19 protein-coding genes are annotated in these 18,307 nt (G+C 51.9%); all 19 read right to left on the bottom strand.

What is annotated here, in order from left to right:
• Positions 1-6: 6 nt before the first annotated feature.
• On the bottom strand, positions 7-1,158 hold the full coding sequence (gene traM, locus ACHLI0_RS17535) for a conjugative transposon protein TraM (RefSeq protein ID WP_007569265.1): 1,152 nt from the start codon (positions 1,156-1,158) through the stop codon (positions 7-9).
• Positions 1,159-1,230: 72 nt separating this feature from the next.
• A complete protein-coding gene (locus ACHLI0_RS17530; RefSeq protein WP_007569264.1) occupies positions 1,231-1,614 on the bottom strand; it encodes a hypothetical protein in 384 nt (127 codons plus the stop codon).
• 13 nt (positions 1,615-1,627) lie between these two features.
• Complete coding sequence (traK, locus tag ACHLI0_RS17525; RefSeq protein ID WP_007569263.1) at positions 1,628-2,242, bottom strand: conjugative transposon protein TraK; 615 nt, start codon at positions 2,240-2,242, stop codon at positions 1,628-1,630.
• 27 nt (positions 2,243-2,269) lie between these two features.
• Positions 2,270-3,403: a membrane protein gene (locus ACHLI0_RS17520; protein WP_008655099.1), complete on the bottom strand. Its 1,134-nt coding sequence runs from the start codon at positions 3,401-3,403 to the stop codon at positions 2,270-2,272.
• A 13-nt stretch (positions 3,404-3,416) separates the two neighbouring features.
• The gene (locus tag ACHLI0_RS17515; protein ID WP_007569261.1) at positions 3,417-4,184 is read right to left on the bottom strand and encodes a DUF5045 domain-containing protein; all 768 of its coding nucleotides are present in this window, start codon (positions 4,182-4,184) and stop codon (positions 3,417-3,419) included.
• A gap of 75 nt (positions 4,185-4,259) precedes the next feature.
• Positions 4,260-5,018 carry a DNA-methyltransferase gene (locus ACHLI0_RS17510; protein WP_007569258.1) on the bottom strand — a complete coding sequence of 253 codons (759 nt, stop codon included), beginning with the start codon at positions 5,016-5,018 and terminating at the stop codon, positions 4,260-4,262.
• Positions 5,019-5,173: 155 nt separating this feature from the next.
• Entirely contained in the window at positions 5,174-5,896 is a 723-nt protein-coding gene (locus tag ACHLI0_RS17505) for a hypothetical protein (RefSeq protein WP_007569256.1), read from the bottom strand.
• Positions 5,893-8,448: a hypothetical protein gene (locus ACHLI0_RS17500; RefSeq protein ID WP_032587840.1), complete on the bottom strand. Its 2,556-nt coding sequence runs from the start codon at positions 8,446-8,448 to the stop codon at positions 5,893-5,895. The genes ACHLI0_RS17505 and ACHLI0_RS17500 overlap by 4 nt, the downstream gene beginning before the upstream one ends.
• A 33-nt stretch (positions 8,449-8,481) precedes the next feature.
• Positions 8,482-8,892 carry a DNA-directed RNA polymerase subunit alpha C-terminal domain-containing protein gene (locus tag ACHLI0_RS17495; protein WP_007569251.1) on the bottom strand — a complete coding sequence of 137 codons (411 nt, stop codon included), beginning with the start codon at positions 8,890-8,892 and terminating at the stop codon, positions 8,482-8,484.
• Between the two features lie 24 nt (positions 8,893-8,916).
• Positions 8,917-11,622, bottom strand: coding sequence for a TraG/VirB4 family ATPase (locus tag ACHLI0_RS17490; RefSeq protein ID WP_080783882.1), 2,706 nt, complete (start codon positions 11,620-11,622; stop codon positions 8,917-8,919).
• Between the two features lie 106 nt (positions 11,623-11,728).
• The gene (locus ACHLI0_RS17485; protein WP_007569249.1) at positions 11,729-12,025 is read right to left on the bottom strand and encodes a DUF4133 domain-containing protein; all 297 of its coding nucleotides are present in this window, start codon (positions 12,023-12,025) and stop codon (positions 11,729-11,731) included.
• A gap of 12 nt (positions 12,026-12,037) precedes the next feature.
• Complete coding sequence (locus ACHLI0_RS17480) at positions 12,038-12,403, bottom strand: DUF4134 domain-containing protein (RefSeq protein WP_007569248.1); 366 nt, start codon at positions 12,401-12,403, stop codon at positions 12,038-12,040.
• Between the two features lie 74 nt (positions 12,404-12,477).
• Positions 12,478-12,804 carry a DUF4134 domain-containing protein gene (locus tag ACHLI0_RS17475; protein WP_004289321.1) on the bottom strand — a complete coding sequence of 109 codons (327 nt, stop codon included), beginning with the start codon at positions 12,802-12,804 and terminating at the stop codon, positions 12,478-12,480.
• A gap of 1 nt (position 12,805) precedes the next feature.
• The gene (locus tag ACHLI0_RS17470; RefSeq protein WP_007569247.1) at positions 12,806-13,255 is read right to left on the bottom strand and encodes a hypothetical protein; all 450 of its coding nucleotides are present in this window, start codon (positions 13,253-13,255) and stop codon (positions 12,806-12,808) included.
• Positions 13,256-13,496: 241 nt separating this feature from the next.
• Positions 13,497-14,384 carry a DUF8464 domain-containing protein gene (locus ACHLI0_RS17465; RefSeq protein WP_007569241.1) on the bottom strand — a complete coding sequence of 296 codons (888 nt, stop codon included), beginning with the start codon at positions 14,382-14,384 and terminating at the stop codon, positions 13,497-13,499.
• A gap of 81 nt (positions 14,385-14,465) precedes the next feature.
• The gene (locus ACHLI0_RS17460) at positions 14,466-15,590 is read right to left on the bottom strand and encodes an AAA family ATPase (RefSeq protein WP_007569240.1); all 1,125 of its coding nucleotides are present in this window, start codon (positions 15,588-15,590) and stop codon (positions 14,466-14,468) included.
• The gene (locus tag ACHLI0_RS17455; RefSeq protein ID WP_004294465.1) at positions 15,568-15,942 is read right to left on the bottom strand and encodes a helix-turn-helix domain-containing protein; all 375 of its coding nucleotides are present in this window, start codon (positions 15,940-15,942) and stop codon (positions 15,568-15,570) included. Before ACHLI0_RS17455 ends, ACHLI0_RS17460 begins: the two co-directional genes overlap by 23 nt.
• Positions 15,943-16,140: 198 nt before the next feature.
• The gene (locus ACHLI0_RS17450) at positions 16,141-16,785 is read right to left on the bottom strand and encodes a hypothetical protein (RefSeq protein ID WP_044301893.1); all 645 of its coding nucleotides are present in this window, start codon (positions 16,783-16,785) and stop codon (positions 16,141-16,143) included.
• A 257-nt stretch (positions 16,786-17,042) separates the two neighbouring features.
• The gene (locus ACHLI0_RS17445; protein ID WP_007569236.1) at positions 17,043-18,173 is read right to left on the bottom strand and encodes a site-specific integrase; all 1,131 of its coding nucleotides are present in this window, start codon (positions 18,171-18,173) and stop codon (positions 17,043-17,045) included.
• Positions 18,174-18,307: the final 134 nt, after the last annotated feature.

Genomic DNA, 18,307 nt, shown 5'->3' with positions numbered 1-18,307 from the left:
GCCCTTTTAGTTCCTGTTTTCCCGTCCGTTCACCAGATACACAAACGTCCCGTATTTCAGCTTCACCTTGTTTTTCTTGATAGCCTTGCTGATGGCGTTACTCGTTTTCTGGTAGGCATTGTTCACCGCCTGCATACCCCATTGGGCGAGGCTGTTACCGTATCCGCTGGTATTCATGTTCATGCTGCCCGACATGGCACTGCTCGCCACATCCTTGCTTGTCTCGCGGAACTGGCTGATGGGTACGTAAAGTCCTTCCAGCCCGTCCGTATCGTAGATTGACAAGCTGACCTTGACCAGTTCGTCCTCCACCAATATGCTGTTGATGCTTCCTTTTACACGTCCGGAAGAGAAACCGCTGACTGTGGCATACAGGTAAGTACCACGCCTGACCACGCTCTCGTTGATTTCGATGTCGTCCAGCAGGCGCAGCCGCACACGCGAGCCGTCCACGGCCTTGATGTTCTCGTCGATGATCGCCTTGATGAGTTTCGGTTCCCGAGCGTCTTTCGCCAGTGTGTTGAAGTAGTCCGAAGCCGTCTTTACCTTCTTCACCACCTCGCTTGCCTTGTCCGTCTCCGCAGGAGCTTTGACCGAACGGCTTTCCTCGTCGATGGTTCCCTTGGCCTGCGTCATCGTGTCCGGCGGAGCCGCCGTTGCGGTGCTGTCCGTTTCGGACGGCATGACCTCCCGTTGTCCTCTCAACCTCGCTTCGGCGAGTGCTTTTTCCAGTTCTGCGAGAGCCTCCTGTTCCCGCCTCTTGGCATCGGCCGCTTCCGCTGCCAGATCATTTTCCTTTTCCTGCCGGTCAAGCAGGGCGATGTCCTCTTCGGTGTACTGCGATTCATATTCCTCTTGGTTATTGTCCGGTTCGTCCCGCTCGATGTTGTCCACAGCGGAATAATCTTGTATCTTGCCCCATGATTTGGCCATGTTCTCATACTTGCTGCCGATACCGTCGCCACCCTTGATTTGGGCGTCCGGCAATTCGGGATTCAGGAACTCGGTCGTCTGGAGTGTCTTATCCTGTACCTCGACCTTCTCGGTATGGAACAGGTCGAAAAAGAAGTACGACGTGCCGAGAAGGGGAATATAGAGGATAGCCGGAAGCATATACTTTGGCTGCCTGAAATTAATTCTCTTGAAGATATTGTTCATTGTTTCCCTTTAATTGAGTTGCACATACTTGCTTATAGTTCTCTCAAACGGCATATTCATAAGCCTGCCGTTCTATTCCGGCCTTTCCGTACCACTTTCCTTCGTATCGAATCTTCGTACATGCGGTACGGAAAGCATCTTATGCCGTTCCCGGAGCACGGAATCCTGCATCTCCGTGGCCGTCCGGCGGGTCGGATGATGGCGGTACACCACCGTCAGGCGGTAAATATTCCATGTCAGCCCGCAGATGGCGAAGCCAAATACGATGACGAGAAACAGCGTCCGGTGCATGTTGGCGAAGCCCTGCACCTTGGCCGCAGCCTTGTCGATGCGTGTTGCCTTGGCGAAACGCCGTCCGGCATCTATGTCACGCTCGTAGCGTTCCTTGTATTTCGGGTCGTTCCTGTCCGGCATTTTTTCACCGAACAGCATACGTCTGAATCCTTTGATATTCATAGGGCTGATGGTGTTAATAGTTGCTTTTCGTCTTTTGCTCGATGTCCTTGTTCAGCAGTGTGCGCCAGTTCACGATGAGCAGCCCGTGCGGGTTGTTCTCCGTCCGGGGTACACGCTTGAGCTGTCCCGCCGTAACCAGTTCGCGCATCAGGATATTGCTGCGCCGTTCGATACGCTGCCGTCCGTAGTAGGTAAACTCCATCTTCTCCTTGTTGAAGGCGATACTGTCGCAGAAAATCGAAAAGACGGCGCTCGTTCCCAAGATGTTCGAGTAGAAACCTTTTTCCTTGAGCGTGTTGTACTGTGCCAAGCCCGTTTCGTCCACTAAGTACATCGCTTTCTCCATCGTGTAGCGGATGTACTTGTCGTCAGGGGCAAGCGTGAAAAAGTAGTGGTGGAACATCTCTACATGGCTCTTGGCTTCCACGTCGAGCGTTTCCTCCATCGTCGTGCGGCGTACCAGTATGGGCACGTTGCCGTCCAGCACATACACCTTCTTTTGAGCGTCCGTAACCATCATGCGGGCCGTCCAGATACTCGACATGCTGATGATGACGCACCCCACGAGAAAGGCGGTGCAGATAATTCCGACCAGTTTGATTTTGTTCTCTAAATTCTTGATGACCATTTTGTTTGAATATTTATCGTTACTTTGTTATCTCATTACCGTACCCATTGCGCCCGTCGCCGTCATTTTGGCCTGCTGCGCCACGCCCTCACCGAAGTTTCGGGTCGAGAACGCCGTATCGCCCTCCGGTATCATCCATGCCGCAAGGTCGGGAACGAGGTTCAGGCATTTCAGGGCCACGATGCTTGCCGCCATCAGGTAGCCGGCGGAGAAGAAGCTGTTTTGCAGGTAAGCCGCCATCGTCTGCTCGCTCGCCGTGATTGCCGTCAGGTTCTCCACCTGTATGCACAGCACGATGTCGAACAGCAGCAGCACGTAGAAGCCCACGAAGTAGAGCATCGCCCCGTAGAAATGCACCGTCAGATACCTCGTGAGCCACTTCGCCCACGCACCTTCCCATTTGGGCAGGAGCGAGAACGCCCACTGTATAGGGCCGAAGATGGTGAGCATTCCCAAAAGAATTTGCTGACAATAGATGGTTGCCCACCAACCGATTCTGAATACTACAAGGGCTATCAGCATGATGATTTTGTCAATCCCCACGATTACCCCCGAAGTCAGCGAGGTGAACCACAGCTTCGCCGCATCCTTCTCCATGTTCGTTACCTCGTCCACACCTGTCTGTTCCATCGTTGCCTCGATAAGGTTTGGGTCCGACGTACCCGTATGGGCGACATCGGCCTGTGCCTGCAGGGCAGTGTACATCGTGTCGCGCACGTAAATCAACTCCTGCACTTCCTCGAACTTGTCCGAGATTTGCGAGGCTTCGGCCTCGTACAGGTCATGTGTGTACGAACCGACGCAGTTCGGGATATAGGAGAGGAAATCTAAAAAGCACCAGTTGCTCCCGCTGTTTGCCATGCCCGTGTCTGCCGGAGGATACCACCAGCAGAGGATAAGCGACACGGCCAGCGGTCTGAAGAGCTTCATCACGTCCAAAGGCTCGTGCTTGACCATCATTTTGTACGCCATGCCTGCCGCCATGATGATGGCGAATAGGGCGGCCAGTGCCATGCACATTTGAAGAATCCACCAGAAGGGACCTTGCGAGCCGGTAAAGGTCGCATCGGTCAGAAACTCGTTGGTCTGAAAAATCACGTCGTCGATTTCCTCTTCCAAGAGGTCGATACCGAAATCCGAAAGAATATTTCCGTCTGCCATACGTTGTGTGTTTTTAGTTCTTTCTGTTTACCGTCTCGTCTCCGTCTCCCGTATCAGTTTCGCCGCCCGATTGCGCCCCTCGCACGGCGGAACGCGATTCGTTCCACCGGCCCATCGCCTCGCGGACGATACCGCCCTTGTCCAGTCTCCGGTCGGCGGTTGCATTCAGCAGCCCGTTCGCAACCGTGGCGTTCTGTCTTCGGGCAAGGTAGCCGACCAGAATCTCGTTCTGCCGTACCACGTCCTCGTAGATTCGCAGGTACTCTTTCTTCCGTTGTGCGTTGGGCATGTAGGCGTCCTTCGTAGCGTCAATGGCGCACTGGTAGACGTGGTAGTATTCCGTCCACCGCTCCCTGTCGTCCGTTGTGCCCCCGGCAAGGGGGATGCGGTCGATGTTGCGCTGAAGCCGTTCCATTTGAGCGTTTATCTTATCGCCCTCGGCCAGCCACGCGAGGTCAATCTGCCGGTCGGCTACATTCAGTGCCTCGATTTCGGCCCGCTTGACCAGTGCCGAGTCGATGGCTTCCGCCTCGTCTGTCTGGTTGTACAGGTTCACACCCGCCAGCGTGCGGAACGACAGTTTGTTCTTGCTTGCCGCCGACTTCTTGTACTTGTTGTGCAGCAGCGTGTAATAAAGTTCGGGCGACAGAGCGCCCGTACCGGTTTCCATAACCGTAATCTGGTTCTGTTTCGGCGAGTCATGGTTGTAAGTAACCGACTGCGCCTTGACACCGCTCGTTGCAACTGCTGCAACCGCCATGAGTAAGAGAGTTCTGTTCATATTAATTTCCGGTTATTCATTATTTTACAGTTATTTATATCGTATAGTCATACTTTTTTTGAGCTTCCTTTACTGTCATAAATATTGGTATTCATTCCTGACTCGTTTCTCTCCTTGCGAGAAATATGTCTCGTCTTTTTCAATGCAAATACATTTTCTATTCGTATAGATACAGGCAATTGCGGTGCTCATGCTCCCCGAAGCAAAATCAAGGACAGTATCTCCTTCCTTTGTGTATGTTTTTATCAGATACTCCAATAATGCAATCGGCTTTTGGTTGACATGAATCGTTTTGCCTTCCGATTCCGCTGTTTTGAAGTATATCACACTTCGTGGATATCTTGTCCCTTTGTTTTCATGCCTGAATGTAGGATTGGGTACATTGTTTATCCCTGTCCAATTGCTTCCTCTCTTCGTGCGGTTCCCGTAAGGCTCGCCTTCCTCCATGATTGGATAATAAGGGGTTCTGCCTTTGCCAAAGACACTTATTAGCTCATGTGCTTTTAGAGGTTGTTTTTTAGCGAGAAGAAAATTGCTTGCTTTTGACTTTTCCCAAACCCAGTCATATTTAAATTCATCTAAATTGCCGCAGCGTAGAAAGCTGCTGAACGGTTCGCTGCCAAATAAGACCGTAGGTGCATTTTCTTTCCTGACTCTCCTGATCTCTTTCCACATTTCCGGGAATGGTATTATTTTATCCCACTGTGAAGCTGTAATTCCAAAAGGGGGATCGCATAAAACCAAATCAATGCTTGATTCCGGAAGAAAAGGCATCACTTCAAGACAATCGGCCTTATATAACGTAATGTCTTTTGCAAAAACAATCTTTTCCATTGCATCAATCTGAATGTCTTTTTATCCCTTGGTATAATCCCAATAGGCTTGTTTGTACTAAAAATTCTTTCTCTGTTTTTATTTCCCGATGTCGATGGCATGGAAGTCAAACTCTAACCTGTAGATAGTTTGCCTTCTTTCCCTTTTATCGTTCGTTAATAATCCAGCCGTCCCGCTTTGCGCCATCGTCCGAAAGCCCCGTCGATAATCTCCTTGACCTTGGGACGGTAAATCTTCGCTTTCCAGTAACCGATGCGCACCTGTATGTACCGCCACGTCTCGATATACGCCCGGTTCAGGTGCCGCTCGATGTCGTCCAGCGACGTGTTCACCGCTTCCAGCACCATCAGCAGGTCGGAGGTCGAACATTCTGCCGCCCCTGTGGCATACAGCACGAGGTCACTGACCGATTTGTAAAGCTGTTTCCCGTCATCGGCGATGTCCCGTATTGCCTTTTCGTTGATGGCCAGTATCACGGCATCGCCGGGGTCGATGCGCCCCCGTTTCACGATTCTATCGTTGAAGTCCTCCAGCAGTCTCTTGTAATCGCCGATACGGTCGCTGACCGCCGTATAGGTGCTTTTCACGTTCAGCACCGTCCGCAAGGACTGGTACATCACGTCGATGACGTCGAAGGCACGGGTGTAGCGGTCCAAGTCCACATTCAGTTCCTTGTACTCGCCGACCTCTTTGCGGCTGTACTCGTGCAGCAGCTTGTTGCTGTATTCCAGCGTACTGCGGGCCAGCAGCAGGCTGCGTTGCTTCTTGTGGTCGTTGATGTAGGCTTCTACCGACACGATGTCGAACGTCCATTGCGCCTTGGCAATGCCGGGCAGGAGAGCCAGCAGCACGACTGCCATCAGCAGGGCACGTTTCATGGCCGCACCTCCTTTCCGCTGCCTTTGCCGTTCCTGCCGTTTCCGCTCCGCAGGTTCCGCGCATTCTCCACCCAGCGTTCGTGGCATTCCTCCACGAGCGTCAGCCTGCGTCCCTCGTCCATATCCAATTCGGGCAGCACGTCCTTCAGCACGTCGATGATGCTCCGTTTGTAGTGCATCATCTTCTCCAGTGACACGAGGTCGGCATATATCATCGTAATCCGGGAATCCACTTCCCGTGCGATTTCGAGCCGGTCGCTTGACCACAGCAGATGGTACACCTCCCCGGTCGGAGTCTCTTCCAATGGTGGGGTACGGGCATATTCCGTCGTGATCTTGCACGAAGGATGCTCTCGTGCAATCTCCGCAATACGGTCGTTCACCAGTTTCGTTTTCTCCGCGTCCGACAGGTTAGGGTCGAGCGTCAGCACGTCGGCCACATACGTGTCGGTGTATTCCGTGGTCAGTTCCCAACTGATCTGCACGATGGCACGGTGTATCTTGATACCGAGGAAATATTTCGGTTTGCGGGCTATCGAGACCGTCGCCTTGAACGTGATGACCCCGTTGATGTTCGGCATGGTCGCCTTACGGACATAGGTGTAGCCGTTCCACGCCCCGCCGTCCTGCCACGACAGGCTGTAAGCCGTCTTGCAGTCCTGCATGATGGCCGGTATGCGGTAATAGTCGTCTGTTGCCACATCGTTATCGCCCGCCGCCTCGGTTTTCGCGTCGGTGTATTCCCGTTGTTTCTTCTGCCATTCGGACAGCTCGCTTTTCAGGCGGTCTATCTGTGTCTTGTTCGCGTTGTACTGCTGCCGGTACACCGCCGCATCTTCCACGCTTGCCTCGGCGATTTTTTTCAGCAGGTCGGCATTCTCGCTCTCCAACGCGTTGATTTGCGACTGGATGGCGGCTACCTGATTCTCTGCCTCCTGCAGCATGGCGTCCAGCTCGGACAAGTCCAGTTCGTTCTCCGTAACCGTGGTCTGCATGGCACACTCCTTTGAATGGGCGTTCAGGGATTTGCCGCACGTTCGGCACTTGTACTGCGTCGTGCCCTGACCGAGCGTAGCCCCGTCCGAACAGGTTACACTGATGGTCACGCTCTCGCAGCCTTGCAATTTCGCGGCGTCCGTCGCCTGATAATAGTTCCGCGCGTCAGAAGCTATATAATAGGTATAACCTTCCTCGTTGTCGTTGAACTCCGAGAGTCGGGCGTTAAGCCCGGCTTTGAACGTGTTCAGGTCCATCGAGTAGGAATCGAACACCTCTTCATAGACGACCTCTTCCCGGTTCCAGCTTTTCTTCACATGGATTTCGTAGGCGTATGCCTTCTTCGTCTGTTTGCCGCCCCGGCTGATGATATAGCCGTTCTGCCAGTAGTTGATACTATAGGTATAGCCGTCATTCTGGTTGTTGAGCTGCTGTACCCGGCTTCTCGACCAACCGGCGTACCGTTCCGAATTGGCGAGCGCCTGCTCCCGTTGCGAGGCATTGGGATAAAAGTCGGGATCGGTTGTCTCGAAACGCGTCCATTCGCCGCCGTTCAGTATGCTGTTATCGTCCGTCGGCGGGTAGTAGTCGCACAAGGCGATACTCCCTTGCTCACGCCGGGCGATATACCACCGTTGCGTGTAGTAGTTTCCCGCCGTCTCGTCCAGATAGTCCGTCATCCAGGAGGTAAGGTCGTAGTTGCTGAAATCGAACAGTCCCGCCACGTTGTCCTCACCGCCCACCATGTCAATCAGCAGGCCGCCGAGGTCATGCTCCGCCTGCTCGAAGAGCGCACCGTAATGGTCATACAGGTCGATGACCTTGCTGACCCTGCCGCCCATCAGCTCATGGAACGAACTGGTTTGCAACAGGGCGTCACCAATGTTCCCGATACCTGCCGAGGCGAGACCGACACCCATGTTGTAGAGGTTGTCGATGTCGTGTTGCAGGTTCTCCTTGGTGAAATTGCCCGGCACGCTGGCGATGTCGTCCAGCATGTGCTGCCAGTCGATGTCGCCTATCTCCGAGAGTTTCAACAGAGGGGCGATGTTCCGGTTGATTTCCAGAAACACGATGTCCGAAAAGCCCAACGTGCTGTTCGTCACTACACTCTCGAACTGCATACACAGGCTTTTCGTTTCGTCGCAGATTTTCATCAGGTAGCTGCCCCAGTAGATAGCCGTTTGCGGTGAGCGGAGCATCAGTTTCGCCACCACCCATATCTTGGGTATGATCTTCTCCGAGACCATGCGGTAAATGCGGCGGTAGTAGTAGTTCTCCGTACTGCTGTTCCAGATACCGAGGTCGGAAAAGGCTTTATGCTCCAAGAACTTGGAGGCAAAAATCCCCGCCGTGGCCACTTCCGCCGCATTGTAGTGCTTGAGTATGTCATCGACCTGCTCCCGGTAATAGCTTTCCGCCACGGCTTCCGTACCGAAAGCGGTAGCCATTGCCGCCACGGTACGCGCATCGTAGTTCACGCTGTAATACTGCGCGTGGATGTGCTGTACGACAACGAGCGACAGGAGCATAAGGATAAGTGACAGCCGTTTCATCATGGATTCCTCCCCGGTTAAAAACAGCCCCCGTCAACGGCGCGTCATGCCTCTTAGTGCACGTATCAGTTCGTCGGCCTCATATACGGCGGAATTTGCCACCAGACGGTGGTGTATGAATACCTCCTTGGCTATCTCGTACCTGCGTTGTTCCCACTTCGCCTCTTCTTCCTCGTCCTGCACGGAATTTCCGATACCGGCGTATTCGTCCAGTTCCTTACCGGGCATTCCCAACCGGAGATTGTACCTTTCCAGAACATCCTCTATTTCCTCGATGCTTTTTCTTCCCATGTCGCGTACCCTTACCAAGTCCTTTCCGGGCCATTGGCACAAATCCCGGATGGTTTTGATGTCGAACTCACGGAATATCCGTTGGATACGGGCTTCATATTTGCTCCCGAACTCAAGTGTCTTCACACTTTGGCTGATGTCTATCTTTTCCATTTTCTGTAATTGATGATTTGATTGTTATTGTTTTACATGAAGGTTCAATATCCGCCCGGCCTCGTTGACCTTTTGGGCGAACGGCAGGGATTTTCCGATACCGCTGGCGTTCCAATCCCGACAGTACGCCTCGATAGCTTCCTGATGGCTGCACCGCAATTCCCGCTTGTAGAGTTTCAGGGCTTCTTTCTCCGCCCGCTCGGTGGTGTAGGTCATGTAACACTCTCTTGGTTCTTCCACGCCGTACACGCCGCTGGTCGTCCCCCGGCGGATGAACACCTCTCGGAAGAAGCTGCGCCCTTCCTTGTTTTCCAGCCGGTTGATGGTGAATATCTTTTTGCAGTCCACGTCGGTAAGTCCGAGAATAGCCTTGATTTCATCGAACCGCTCGCGGAACTTGCTCTGGTCAAGCAGCATCACCACGTCGGAGTTGTTGATGATGGCTTCCTTGACGATAGGGCTGCCGATGATGTCCTGTATCTCCTGCGTCACCACGCCGACCGAGGCCCAGAACTTACGGGCCGTCTTGTACATAAACTTGATGTATTCGGCCATGAGCGGGCTGGCAATGGCCTTCCACGCTTCCTCTATGACCAGGACTTTGCGGTTCTTCTTGATACGCATCTTCTGTAAGAATACATCCATGATAATCAGTGTGACAAGAGGGAACAGGAGAGGATCATCCTTTATACTGTCAATTTCGAAGACGATGAACGTCTCATCGAACAATGAACTGTCCATGTTCTCGTTCAGCGTCTTTTCATGATTGCCGCCCCGATAGAAGTCCTTCATCATGTAACGGTACGTCGATATGTCGATGCCCGAAATATGGTTTTCGGCACAGATGTCGGGGATGCGCTGCACGGAAAATTCATAGAACGAGTTGAACGACAGCTCTTCCACTTTCAACTCCTTACGGCGGCGTTCCATCTCGTCGATCATGCGCTCGATACGCCCGGTCCGCTCTCCTTCGTCCTCGTCCTGCTTCTCGGCATGGTTACGGTCGTCGATGAGCAGCCCCTTACGCAAATCCTCCCGTTGCAGGGGTGTGAAGCCGTCGAACCCATTGAAATAAGTGTCGTAATACTCCGTGATGACCTGTTCTATCAGGCGGTCCTCTGTCTTTGTGACCGTACCCTGCGAGCCTTTCCAGATGAGCAGCACGAGGTTTTTCAGGAAGCCCGTCTTCTCCACATTCATTTCCGCCCGATTGATGCGGAATGGGTTCATCGTAATCGGTCTTTCCTCGGTATAGGAAATGTACTTGCCGCCGAGGTATTCGCAAAGTCCCTCGTAGCTGTTACCCGTATCGACCATCACCACGTCCGTTCCTTGCTCGTACAACTGGCGCACGACAGAGTTCATGTGGAAGCTCTTGCCGCTGCCCGAAGGACCGAGACAGAAAAAGTTCGAGTTGTCCGTCAGCTTGTTTTTCCCCTCCTTTCCCGTGATGTCGATAGCCACCGGCACGCCTTGGCGGTCTGTGTAGTAGATTTTCAGCGGTGTCTCCTCGCTGTGCTGTATGTGCTCCTTATACATCAGACACATCGCCGCGTCACCCAGCGTCAGGAAGCGGTCATAGTCCTCGTTCATGCCGTAACAGTTACCCGGAAACGAGTTCACGAACAGTTCCAGTTGGTTGTACGCCCTTTTGGAAATATGGATACCCATACGTCCGAAAGCATTCTCCAAGTGGTTCGTGCATTTTTGCAGGTCCGTATCGGCCGGTACGGCGACGATCAGGTTGAAATGGGTGTACACGAGCTGCTTGCTTTCCCGCGCGATGACCTCCTGCACCCGCTTGATGTCCTCCACGGCCATCTGGTTGCTCGGATTGGGAATACTGGCGTGCCGGTTCTTCTTTTTGTCCAGCAGGGCCAGTTCCCTTTTCTGGTTGGGCAGGAAGACAATCTGGTTATAGACGACCGTCTCCGCATTCGGAATGTTGTCGATGGCAGCCAGCAGGTCCACGGGCATATCCGTGTTATTGACCTCTATATTGGTGTAAGGCCGTATCAGTGAGGGCAGTGCGGCACAGTCCACATCGACAAGGCTATATACCTTGCAGCGTTTGTCGCCCATCGAGACCGTTTCGTCGTCCGCCTTGAAGTTGGTCATCGACACGATCCGCTCCTTGAAGTTCATGGCGAAATAGCGGTCCACGTATTCGCTCGCTTCGGCTTTGTTCAGGAACCTGGCCTGTACCCCGGCATCGTGCAGCTGGTCATGCACTTTGCGTATCTTGACCAGAAAGTCGCGCCACTTCTTGTTGTCGAACGAGAACAGGCGGCTCTTCTTCGCCTCCTGCGTGATGGTCAGGTAACACACGCTGTCCGTATAGTTACGCCCCTTGAAGTAACGGAAGTAGGCCGATGAGAGGAACTCGTGTTTGTCCCCCGTCTCGTTCTCGAACTGTTTCCGGATGAAGATGTCCTGTTTGTGCAGGGCATATCCTTCGCCGAGCGTCTGCGCGAGGGCGGTGAAAAGGTGCGTGAACTCGTAGTAGCTGTCGATGTTCGCACAGTATTTCTGCACGGGATTCTCTATTTTCAGGATGGCTGAATATTCGCCCGTCTTGGTGTACAGCACGCCCACGCCGTTCGTATCTTCCACAGAAAAATAGATGTCCTGAAAGATACGCTTACGCTTGCCTCCGGTACCGAACGCATAGACCGACAGGGCCATGCCGGCACACAAGGCGATAAAAAGTAGAATGATGTACAAGGTCATTTCAAAATACAATAAAAAAGGCCGGTCCACCCGGATTTCAGGCGGCCGGCCCGCGTTCAACATTCAACAAGACCACACGTTGCCCGTGATGGTTTTTCTTTTCTTCTCACAGTTTCTTCGAGTGGGCGTAGATATACACTCCGCGACCGTCTTTCTTGGTATGCAGCCCTTTCCGCTGTTTGAGCATGATAAGCGCAATACCCGTCGAGACGACCGCAACCAGCACGACCAGTCCGGCCACGAAACCCACGAGGCAGTAGGCGATGATAAATCCGACGATGGCTCCGCCGGCAACGCCCGCCGCCCAGTAGATGTAGCGTCCCTGAATACCCATGAACTCCAAAGGCCGTTGCAGGCCCTTGAACAGCGGGTAGTCGGGATAGCGTTCGTCCTTGCCTTTCATCGTGCGGGAGGGTTATGCGCCGATACCGAAGAACATCGGAAGTGCTTGTGCGGCAGCGATTAAGAAAATACATGCGCCAACGATCATCATAATCTTTTTCTTCACGTCCTGTTCCTCGTTGTTCATGGCGATGTACACCGAGATAGCGCCTACGATAGCCACTACACCGGCAATGGCGTAACACAGTTTGACCATGACGGGGACGTACTTGGCGATTTCCTCCGTCACGGTCGCCAGTGCGGTCGTACCGGCGGAGTAATCGCCTGCGGAGTTTTGGGCCATGACGGCCGTCGTGCCACACAGCAACATCAGTGTGAGCATCTGTACCTTTTTAGCAGAAAACATTCTTTTCATTTGTCTTTTTGTTTTTTGAAACATGATTATTTATTTTAGGGTAAGTATTGCAGTTCTTTCGAATCGTTATGGCGGCACCTCATTCCTGCATCCCGTTTCTATATGCGATAGCCGAAAAAGGCAGGAAAGACAAGGAAGGCACCGATCAGGAACAGGCACGCGCCCACAAGCGTTACGACGGACTTGGTAATACCGTCCTCGCCCGTGTTCATCTTTACGTAAATCTGGAATCCGGACACAATCACACAAATCCCGGCGATGGCACAACAGAGAGCTTGGACGTAGAACATCATCGTTACCACGTAGTCGTGCATCGTCGCCAGCGCATCCGCCCCCCAACTGTAATTCACGCTGCCACTTTTCGCCAGAGCCGAACAGGGGATGATGGAACAAAGCGCACATAGTATCTTCTTCGTTTTCGACATCTTACAGCTTATCTTTGACCGGTCTCCATTTCAGGCTGGGACGGTTGTCCAAGCGTCCTTTGGAAATCATTGCCTTATACATCTCTTCGTCGGTAAAGCCGTCGGACAGGTAGGGTGCGACCTTTTCCATCTGTGCCTCTGCCTTGGCTTTCAGCCGTTCGAGCCGATCCTTGGCTGTTCCATCTTTTTTCCCGGTGTCGCCGTTTTGGGCGGCAGGCGAAGCGGCAGGTACAGTCTCCGTGCCGTATGTTTCATTTCCGATTTTGAACCCGGTCTCGTTCTCCGAAACCTCGACACTCTCTTCCGTGGAATCCATCGGACCGAGGTCGAAAACTTCCTCGTCAGTCTTCTCCGTTCCCTTCTTTCCATACAGGTCACGGATGATATTGACCGCGAAATAGACGATGTACAGCACCGTCAGTACAAGGGCGAATATAAAGTATGAACCCATCTGTTTTTAAGTATGAAATTAAACTTTAATTGAACTTTGAAAGTACGGTTGCAAAGAAAAATATTATATTTGATGTAACAAAAACTCTTTATATCAAACAGTATTTTATTACATAGAAATAAGTTTGAAACACTAAAATTGAACTTTAATTTCATACTTTGAGGTATCGAAGCAGAAAAATCGGGCATAAAAAAAGCCCTCCGGGAGGAGAGCTTTCAAGGGAAAGGGTAACGATGATGCCTTACCGTTTCTTTCCGCGTAGGTAATCGTTCAGGTCCTTGTATTCGCGATAACGGGGTGCTTCGTTGCGTACACGCCCGCCATACATGCCGGCGATGGTCTCTTCCGTTTTCTGCCCTGCGAGATCATTGTCGAGATAACAGTGGATTTCCTCGTACACCTGCAAGTGTTCCAATGCTTTTTTCAGGTTGTTCACCGAGTTCATCACGAGGTAATCACAAGGTGCGTCGATGCAGACCGTATCATCACCCGCCTGTTTCAGCGTCAGGTAAGAGAGAAAATCCATGAAGCCCTCGAACACGCAAACACGGTTCTGTGTTTCACCATGAGATTGCCTGATGACAGAGATGTCCTTACACCGGATACAGCCCTTATAATAAGGATTGCGCACCTCGTACCCGCCCGCCGCGTTGCCGAAGGCAAGAGCGAAGTAGCGCCGTTTACGTAATTCATAATGGACCTCCCGGCAGAACATGCGGCCGATGTCCCCGTCGATTCCACGGGAATGAAGGTACGAGAGTAGCGCATGGTGCTGCAACGGCACGACGAGCACGTCCTTCATGTCAGCTTCGACGGGACGGGGTGTTGTCCCCGGAATCCGCACTCTTTGTATCGGGGCAGCATTTTCATGTCTCCCGATACAGGCAAGCACTTCGCTCACGCTGTTCGTCCGGTACAGGTATTTGCCCAGTTCCACAAGGTCGCCGCCCGTCGCTGCGCCAAAGTCATACCATTCGTTGAGCCGGTCGTTGACCTTGAACGACGGAGTGCGTTCATCGCGCAGCGGTGACAGATACCAGTATTGTTTTGATATCACACTCTGGGGATGGTAGCCGAGACTGGCGAGATAGTCCACGATACGCAGTTGTTTTGCTTCCGCTATGGTCATGTCATTTTCTTTTCACTTGTTTTCAAAAAACAGTTTACTTTGGTTTTTCTCCTATATATACCCGGACCAAAGTAAACTAAATTATTTTTCACCTTCCGCTTCCTCGCATTCTTCGTCGAAAAGCAGGGCTTCGGTCGGGGTCACATCGTAATAAAAGAGCTTGTCCCGTTTGACGATCAGCTTCAGGTTTTCCGTCAGGTATTGCAGCAGTTTTATCATGACGCTGCGTCCCCGTTTGAACCCGATAGCCTCATAGGAAGCCATGAGGGCCTGCAGCACGTTCTCGAAACCTTTGATGGGCCTGTCCCCGAAAGCGGCGGAAAGTGCCTCCCGGTGCTGTTCGATGGACAAATCCATGAAGCTGCTCCGGGCTTTCGGTCTTACACTGCCGTCAAACGAATAGTTATCCACCATGACCGGCAACCCTTCGTCATCAACGGAAAAGGCGAACGGTTTGAACTCCTTCTCGCGGATATGCAGCGCATGAACTTCACTGATAACGGGATTCTCCGCACTTTTGGTGATGACCAGCACCGTTTCCGCCTTATTGCTCATTTCCGTACCGATATGCCCGCGCACATTGTTGTCGCCCTTGTTCAGGTGTAGCACACAATGGATGTGCAGGTCGTATTTCGACGACCACTCCATCATCTTGTTGATGACCTCCACCGATTCGCTGGTGCTGTTGATGTCGAGCATCAGGTCGCGGATGCCGTCTATGATGACCAGCCCATACCCCTTGTTCTGACGCAGGGCATAGTCGATAACCCCGATACGGACGGCAGGAGTGTATTCCCGCAGGCAAATGAAATCGAGATTCTCGTTGTCCGTCGTGGTGGGCAGCCCCGCCAGGCGGAGAATGCGTTCCAACACGTTGTGGCAATGGAAACGGCTCTGTTCAGTGTCCACGTACAGAATCCTGCGTTTGCCTTCGGGCAGGTGCGCCCGATAGTTCAAGACCTGCCGGCCCGCCAGCGACGCGGCGACGATGGCCGAGACGTTGAACGTCTTTTTCGCCTTCGCCTTACCCGTCGAAGCGCTGAAATTACCGAGCGTCGCTATGGTGGAGTTGTCAATCCATATAATCTGGGGCGGAGTCTCGTAGGTGTCCGTGGCCTTTATTTGCGATGCCGTGAGGATATCCGACAGGCGGTTCTCGTCCAGCTCCGCCCACGAGTTACGGTCAGTTCTTTTTTCGTTTTCCATAGCGCTTCTGGTTAAAGAACGGTTGGGTTGCGGACACTTCCGTCGCCATACGCATGGCATCGTCCACCGTAGGTTCGTAGTTTTGCAAGAGCCACGCGTCCAGCTCTTCCTTCGCAAAGTAGAGCATCTTGCCGCGAGGCTTGTAGTGCGGGATTTCCTTGTTCGATGTGAGTTTGTACAACATACTTTCGGACACGCCGATATACATGCACGCCTCTTGAAAAGTGAAGACCTTCTTGGTCGTGTAAATGGTATTTTCCAGCAAAGCCACACGCTCCAACAGACCTTCCACCGGTTCCAACTTCTTGAGAACCGCTTCTATGGCGGTCAGCCGTTCGCTCAACCGCTCCATGAATGTTGTTCTGTTTTGCATAAAATACATGTTAAAATTAGACAATGGAGAGTTACCTCCGTTATGCAGCGCGCTAACGGAGGTCAAAGTTATGTGATGTGAACCGGACAGCCGGAAATACCGGCGTGATACTATGCACGTATCACGGCAATTGTCACTGTTTTATCTTTCACATACTTGGCTTTTTGGCACTTCGTGTTATATTTTCAGTCGGCTGACGGCTTTTCGTATGCCGAGGTTTGCCGATGTAATGTTGTTCCTCGCCGCAGACAGGGCGGACGAGAGGCTTGAAGCGGTAACGTATCTTGTGCCGTCTTTGGACAACAGGAACCGCCCCTTGTCGAGAACCGACTGCCAGTGAGGCAGGATGAAGGTGTTTTCGAGCAACGCGTCGAACAGGACCGCCACATGGCGGATATTGTTCACACGTATGCAGAAGCCCTTCTTGCAGGCAAAAAGCGCTTCCATGTCCTCGATGCGGAGTGTGGAAACGCAAAACAGATGATAAGCGTTGGCGCAAGCCACAATACCTGTCATCTGTTCACGGGAAAAATTACAACCGAAGGAGAGAGGTGGATCGTTTCTGGAATCTTCTATACGTGAAGAGCCGAACCATACTCCGGCAATGTCGTACTTTCGTTTCAAGGCCATGCACTCCTCGAAAGAAAATGTTTCTGCGGTAAAGAGGCTTTTGACGAGACTTGTGCAATCGATCAACAGCCCTCTGATGATATGGATGTTCATTTCATGGCAATTCCTGCAAACCGCACTGTTGCAGTCGATGTACCGGTGACTGTTTATAAAGTCATCCACATAGCGGCCATACCGTTTGCCGCCTGCCATGACGTCTTGAAGATAAAGCTCCCTCGCTTCGGAGAGCAATTCGTAAAATTCTTCCGCTACATCCTGTTCCGTAGCGAAGTGGTGCAGATGTGGTCTCCCTTCAAAAAAAGAGAGGACCTGTTGTTTTGTCCTTTCATGTCGAATTGTTTTTATGGGTTTATACTTATTATAATAGTGGCATTACTTCGACTATTTGAAAAGTCGGAGAAAAGCCGGAAATATTTACCTGTAAATTGAATTTGACATGTATAACTACATCAGTCGAATAGCCCGTTGACCAAATTGACTGCTTCGTCTTTTTTCTGGTTGATGATTTTGGCGTACACCTGTGTCATTCTCACGGAGGTATGACCAAGCAGCTTCGATACGGTATAGAGATCCGCACCGAGCGTCAGCATCATGGTCGCGAATGTGTGCCGGGCCGTGTGAAAAGTAAAACGCTTGGTGATTCCGGCCGCTTCGGCCCACGGCTTGAGATACTGGTTGATGTTTGAAGGCAAGCTGAACACATGGTCATCCGCCGCCTTGTCCTCACGCTCCGGCATCCACTTCAACGCCTCGTTGGAGAGTGGCAGGTAAATCGGTTCTTTGGTCTTCTGCATAGCCACCGCCAGACGGTATTGGCCGTTATCGACAAAGACATTCTTCCATTTCAGGCCGACAATATCGCTGATACGCAGTCCGCAGAAGCAGGAAAACAGATAGGCGTTTTTAACCCTCCCATCCTGTACCGGAGTGGCAATCAACGCCCGTACCTCTTCGATGGTCATATAGGACCGCACGCTCTCCGGCATTTTGGGCTTCTCCGATTTTTCCATTTCATTAAACGGATTTCTCAACAACCGTTTAGCCCGGACGGCAGCGTTCAGGGCACCGTTGAATATCTGATAATAGGTATTGCGTGTAGATGCTGCTATCGGCTTTCCTTTAGGGCGGAAGGTCGTCAGCATGTAGTCGATATAGCCTTGGCAAAAAGCGAGGTCAACCCGATCCAACAAAAACCTTTCCCCTGCATATTCTTTCAGGATATGGGTAACGGCCTTGATTTGACCGATGCCTTTCTTGTCGCGTTTCTCTTGGTACTCCAAATAGGTTTGCATCCAGTCCAGCAGATAAACCTTATCTGTATGGTTCACGATACCGGCTTCGCCGCTGGTCAGTTCGATAATGCGTTTCGACTTGATGGCATTCGCAGCGGCCATTGTTATTTCATTCTGCCGACGGGTATTGTTGTCCGTTCCCGGGATAAGATACAGCTTCAGGTACTCATATGTCCGCTTGCCATTGCGGTATATATCCAGATACAGACTTTTGCTGCCATCGGACAAATCCTTCATCCGAAGACGGATGGGCTCTTTTACTTTTTTAGGCTTCTTTATTCGTGGCATAATCGTATTCTTTCATTCGTTCTTTTTCGTATGCAAATGTACGAATTAAAACCGAAATCAAGAAACAAACAAGGAACAAAAATGTACCCAAAAAGAACTAATTAACAGAAAATAGCGAAAACAACTGAAAGAAA

This window comes from Bacteroides sp. RCH18 (genome assembly GCF_058231005.1).
This window is presented reverse-complemented; position numbering and strand designations above follow the sequence as displayed.

What these genes read in the sequence shown, in the direction of transcription:
- traM (WP_007569265.1), bottom strand. Translation starts at nt 1,158, where the DNA reads ATGAACAATATCTTCAAGAGAATTAATTTCAGGCAGCCAAAGTATATG.
- ACHLI0_RS17530 (WP_007569264.1), bottom strand. Translation starts at nt 1,614, where the DNA reads ATGAATATCAAAGGATTCAGACGTATGCTGTTCGGTGAAAAAATGCCG.
- traK (WP_007569263.1), bottom strand. Translation starts at nt 2,242, where the DNA reads ATGGTCATCAAGAATTTAGAGAACAAAATCAAACTGGTCGGAATTATC.
- ACHLI0_RS17520 (WP_008655099.1), bottom strand. Translation starts at nt 3,403, where the DNA reads ATGGCAGACGGAAATATTCTTTCGGATTTCGGTATCGACCTCTTGGAA.
- ACHLI0_RS17515 (WP_007569261.1), bottom strand. Translation starts at nt 4,184, where the DNA reads ATGAACAGAACTCTCTTACTCATGGCGGTTGCAGCAGTTGCAACGAGC.
- ACHLI0_RS17510 (WP_007569258.1), bottom strand. Translation starts at nt 5,018, where the DNA reads ATGGAAAAGATTGTTTTTGCAAAAGACATTACGTTATATAAGGCCGAT.
- ACHLI0_RS17505 (WP_007569256.1), bottom strand. Translation starts at nt 5,896, where the DNA reads ATGAAACGTGCCCTGCTGATGGCAGTCGTGCTGCTGGCTCTCCTGCCC.
- ACHLI0_RS17500 (WP_032587840.1), bottom strand. Translation starts at nt 8,448, where the DNA reads ATGAAACGGCTGTCACTTATCCTTATGCTCCTGTCGCTCGTTGTCGTA.
- ACHLI0_RS17495 (WP_007569251.1), bottom strand. Translation starts at nt 8,892, where the DNA reads ATGGAAAAGATAGACATCAGCCAAAGTGTGAAGACACTTGAGTTCGGG.
- ACHLI0_RS17490 (WP_080783882.1), bottom strand. Translation starts at nt 11,622, where the DNA reads ATGACCTTGTACATCATTCTACTTTTTATCGCCTTGTGTGCCGGCATG.
- ACHLI0_RS17485 (WP_007569249.1), bottom strand. Translation starts at nt 12,025, where the DNA reads ATGAAAGGCAAGGACGAACGCTATCCCGACTACCCGCTGTTCAAGGGC.
- ACHLI0_RS17480 (WP_007569248.1), bottom strand. Translation starts at nt 12,403, where the DNA reads ATGTTTCAAAAAACAAAAAGACAAATGAAAAGAATGTTTTCTGCTAAA.
- ACHLI0_RS17475 (WP_004289321.1), bottom strand. Translation starts at nt 12,804, where the DNA reads ATGTCGAAAACGAAGAAGATACTATGTGCGCTTTGTTCCATCATCCCC.
- ACHLI0_RS17470 (WP_007569247.1), bottom strand. Translation starts at nt 13,255, where the DNA reads ATGGGTTCATACTTTATATTCGCCCTTGTACTGACGGTGCTGTACATC.
- ACHLI0_RS17465 (WP_007569241.1), bottom strand. Translation starts at nt 14,384, where the DNA reads ATGACCATAGCGGAAGCAAAACAACTGCGTATCGTGGACTATCTCGCC.
- ACHLI0_RS17460 (WP_007569240.1), bottom strand. Translation starts at nt 15,590, where the DNA reads ATGGAAAACGAAAAAAGAACTGACCGTAACTCGTGGGCGGAGCTGGAC.
- ACHLI0_RS17455 (WP_004294465.1), bottom strand. Translation starts at nt 15,942, where the DNA reads ATGGAGCGGTTGAGCGAACGGCTGACCGCCATAGAAGCGGTTCTCAAG.
- ACHLI0_RS17450 (WP_044301893.1), bottom strand. Translation starts at nt 16,785, where the DNA reads ATGGCAGGCGGCAAACGGTATGGCCGCTATGTGGATGACTTTATAAAC.
- ACHLI0_RS17445 (WP_007569236.1), bottom strand. Translation starts at nt 18,173, where the DNA reads ATGCCACGAATAAAGAAGCCTAAAAAAGTAAAAGAGCCCATCCGTCTT.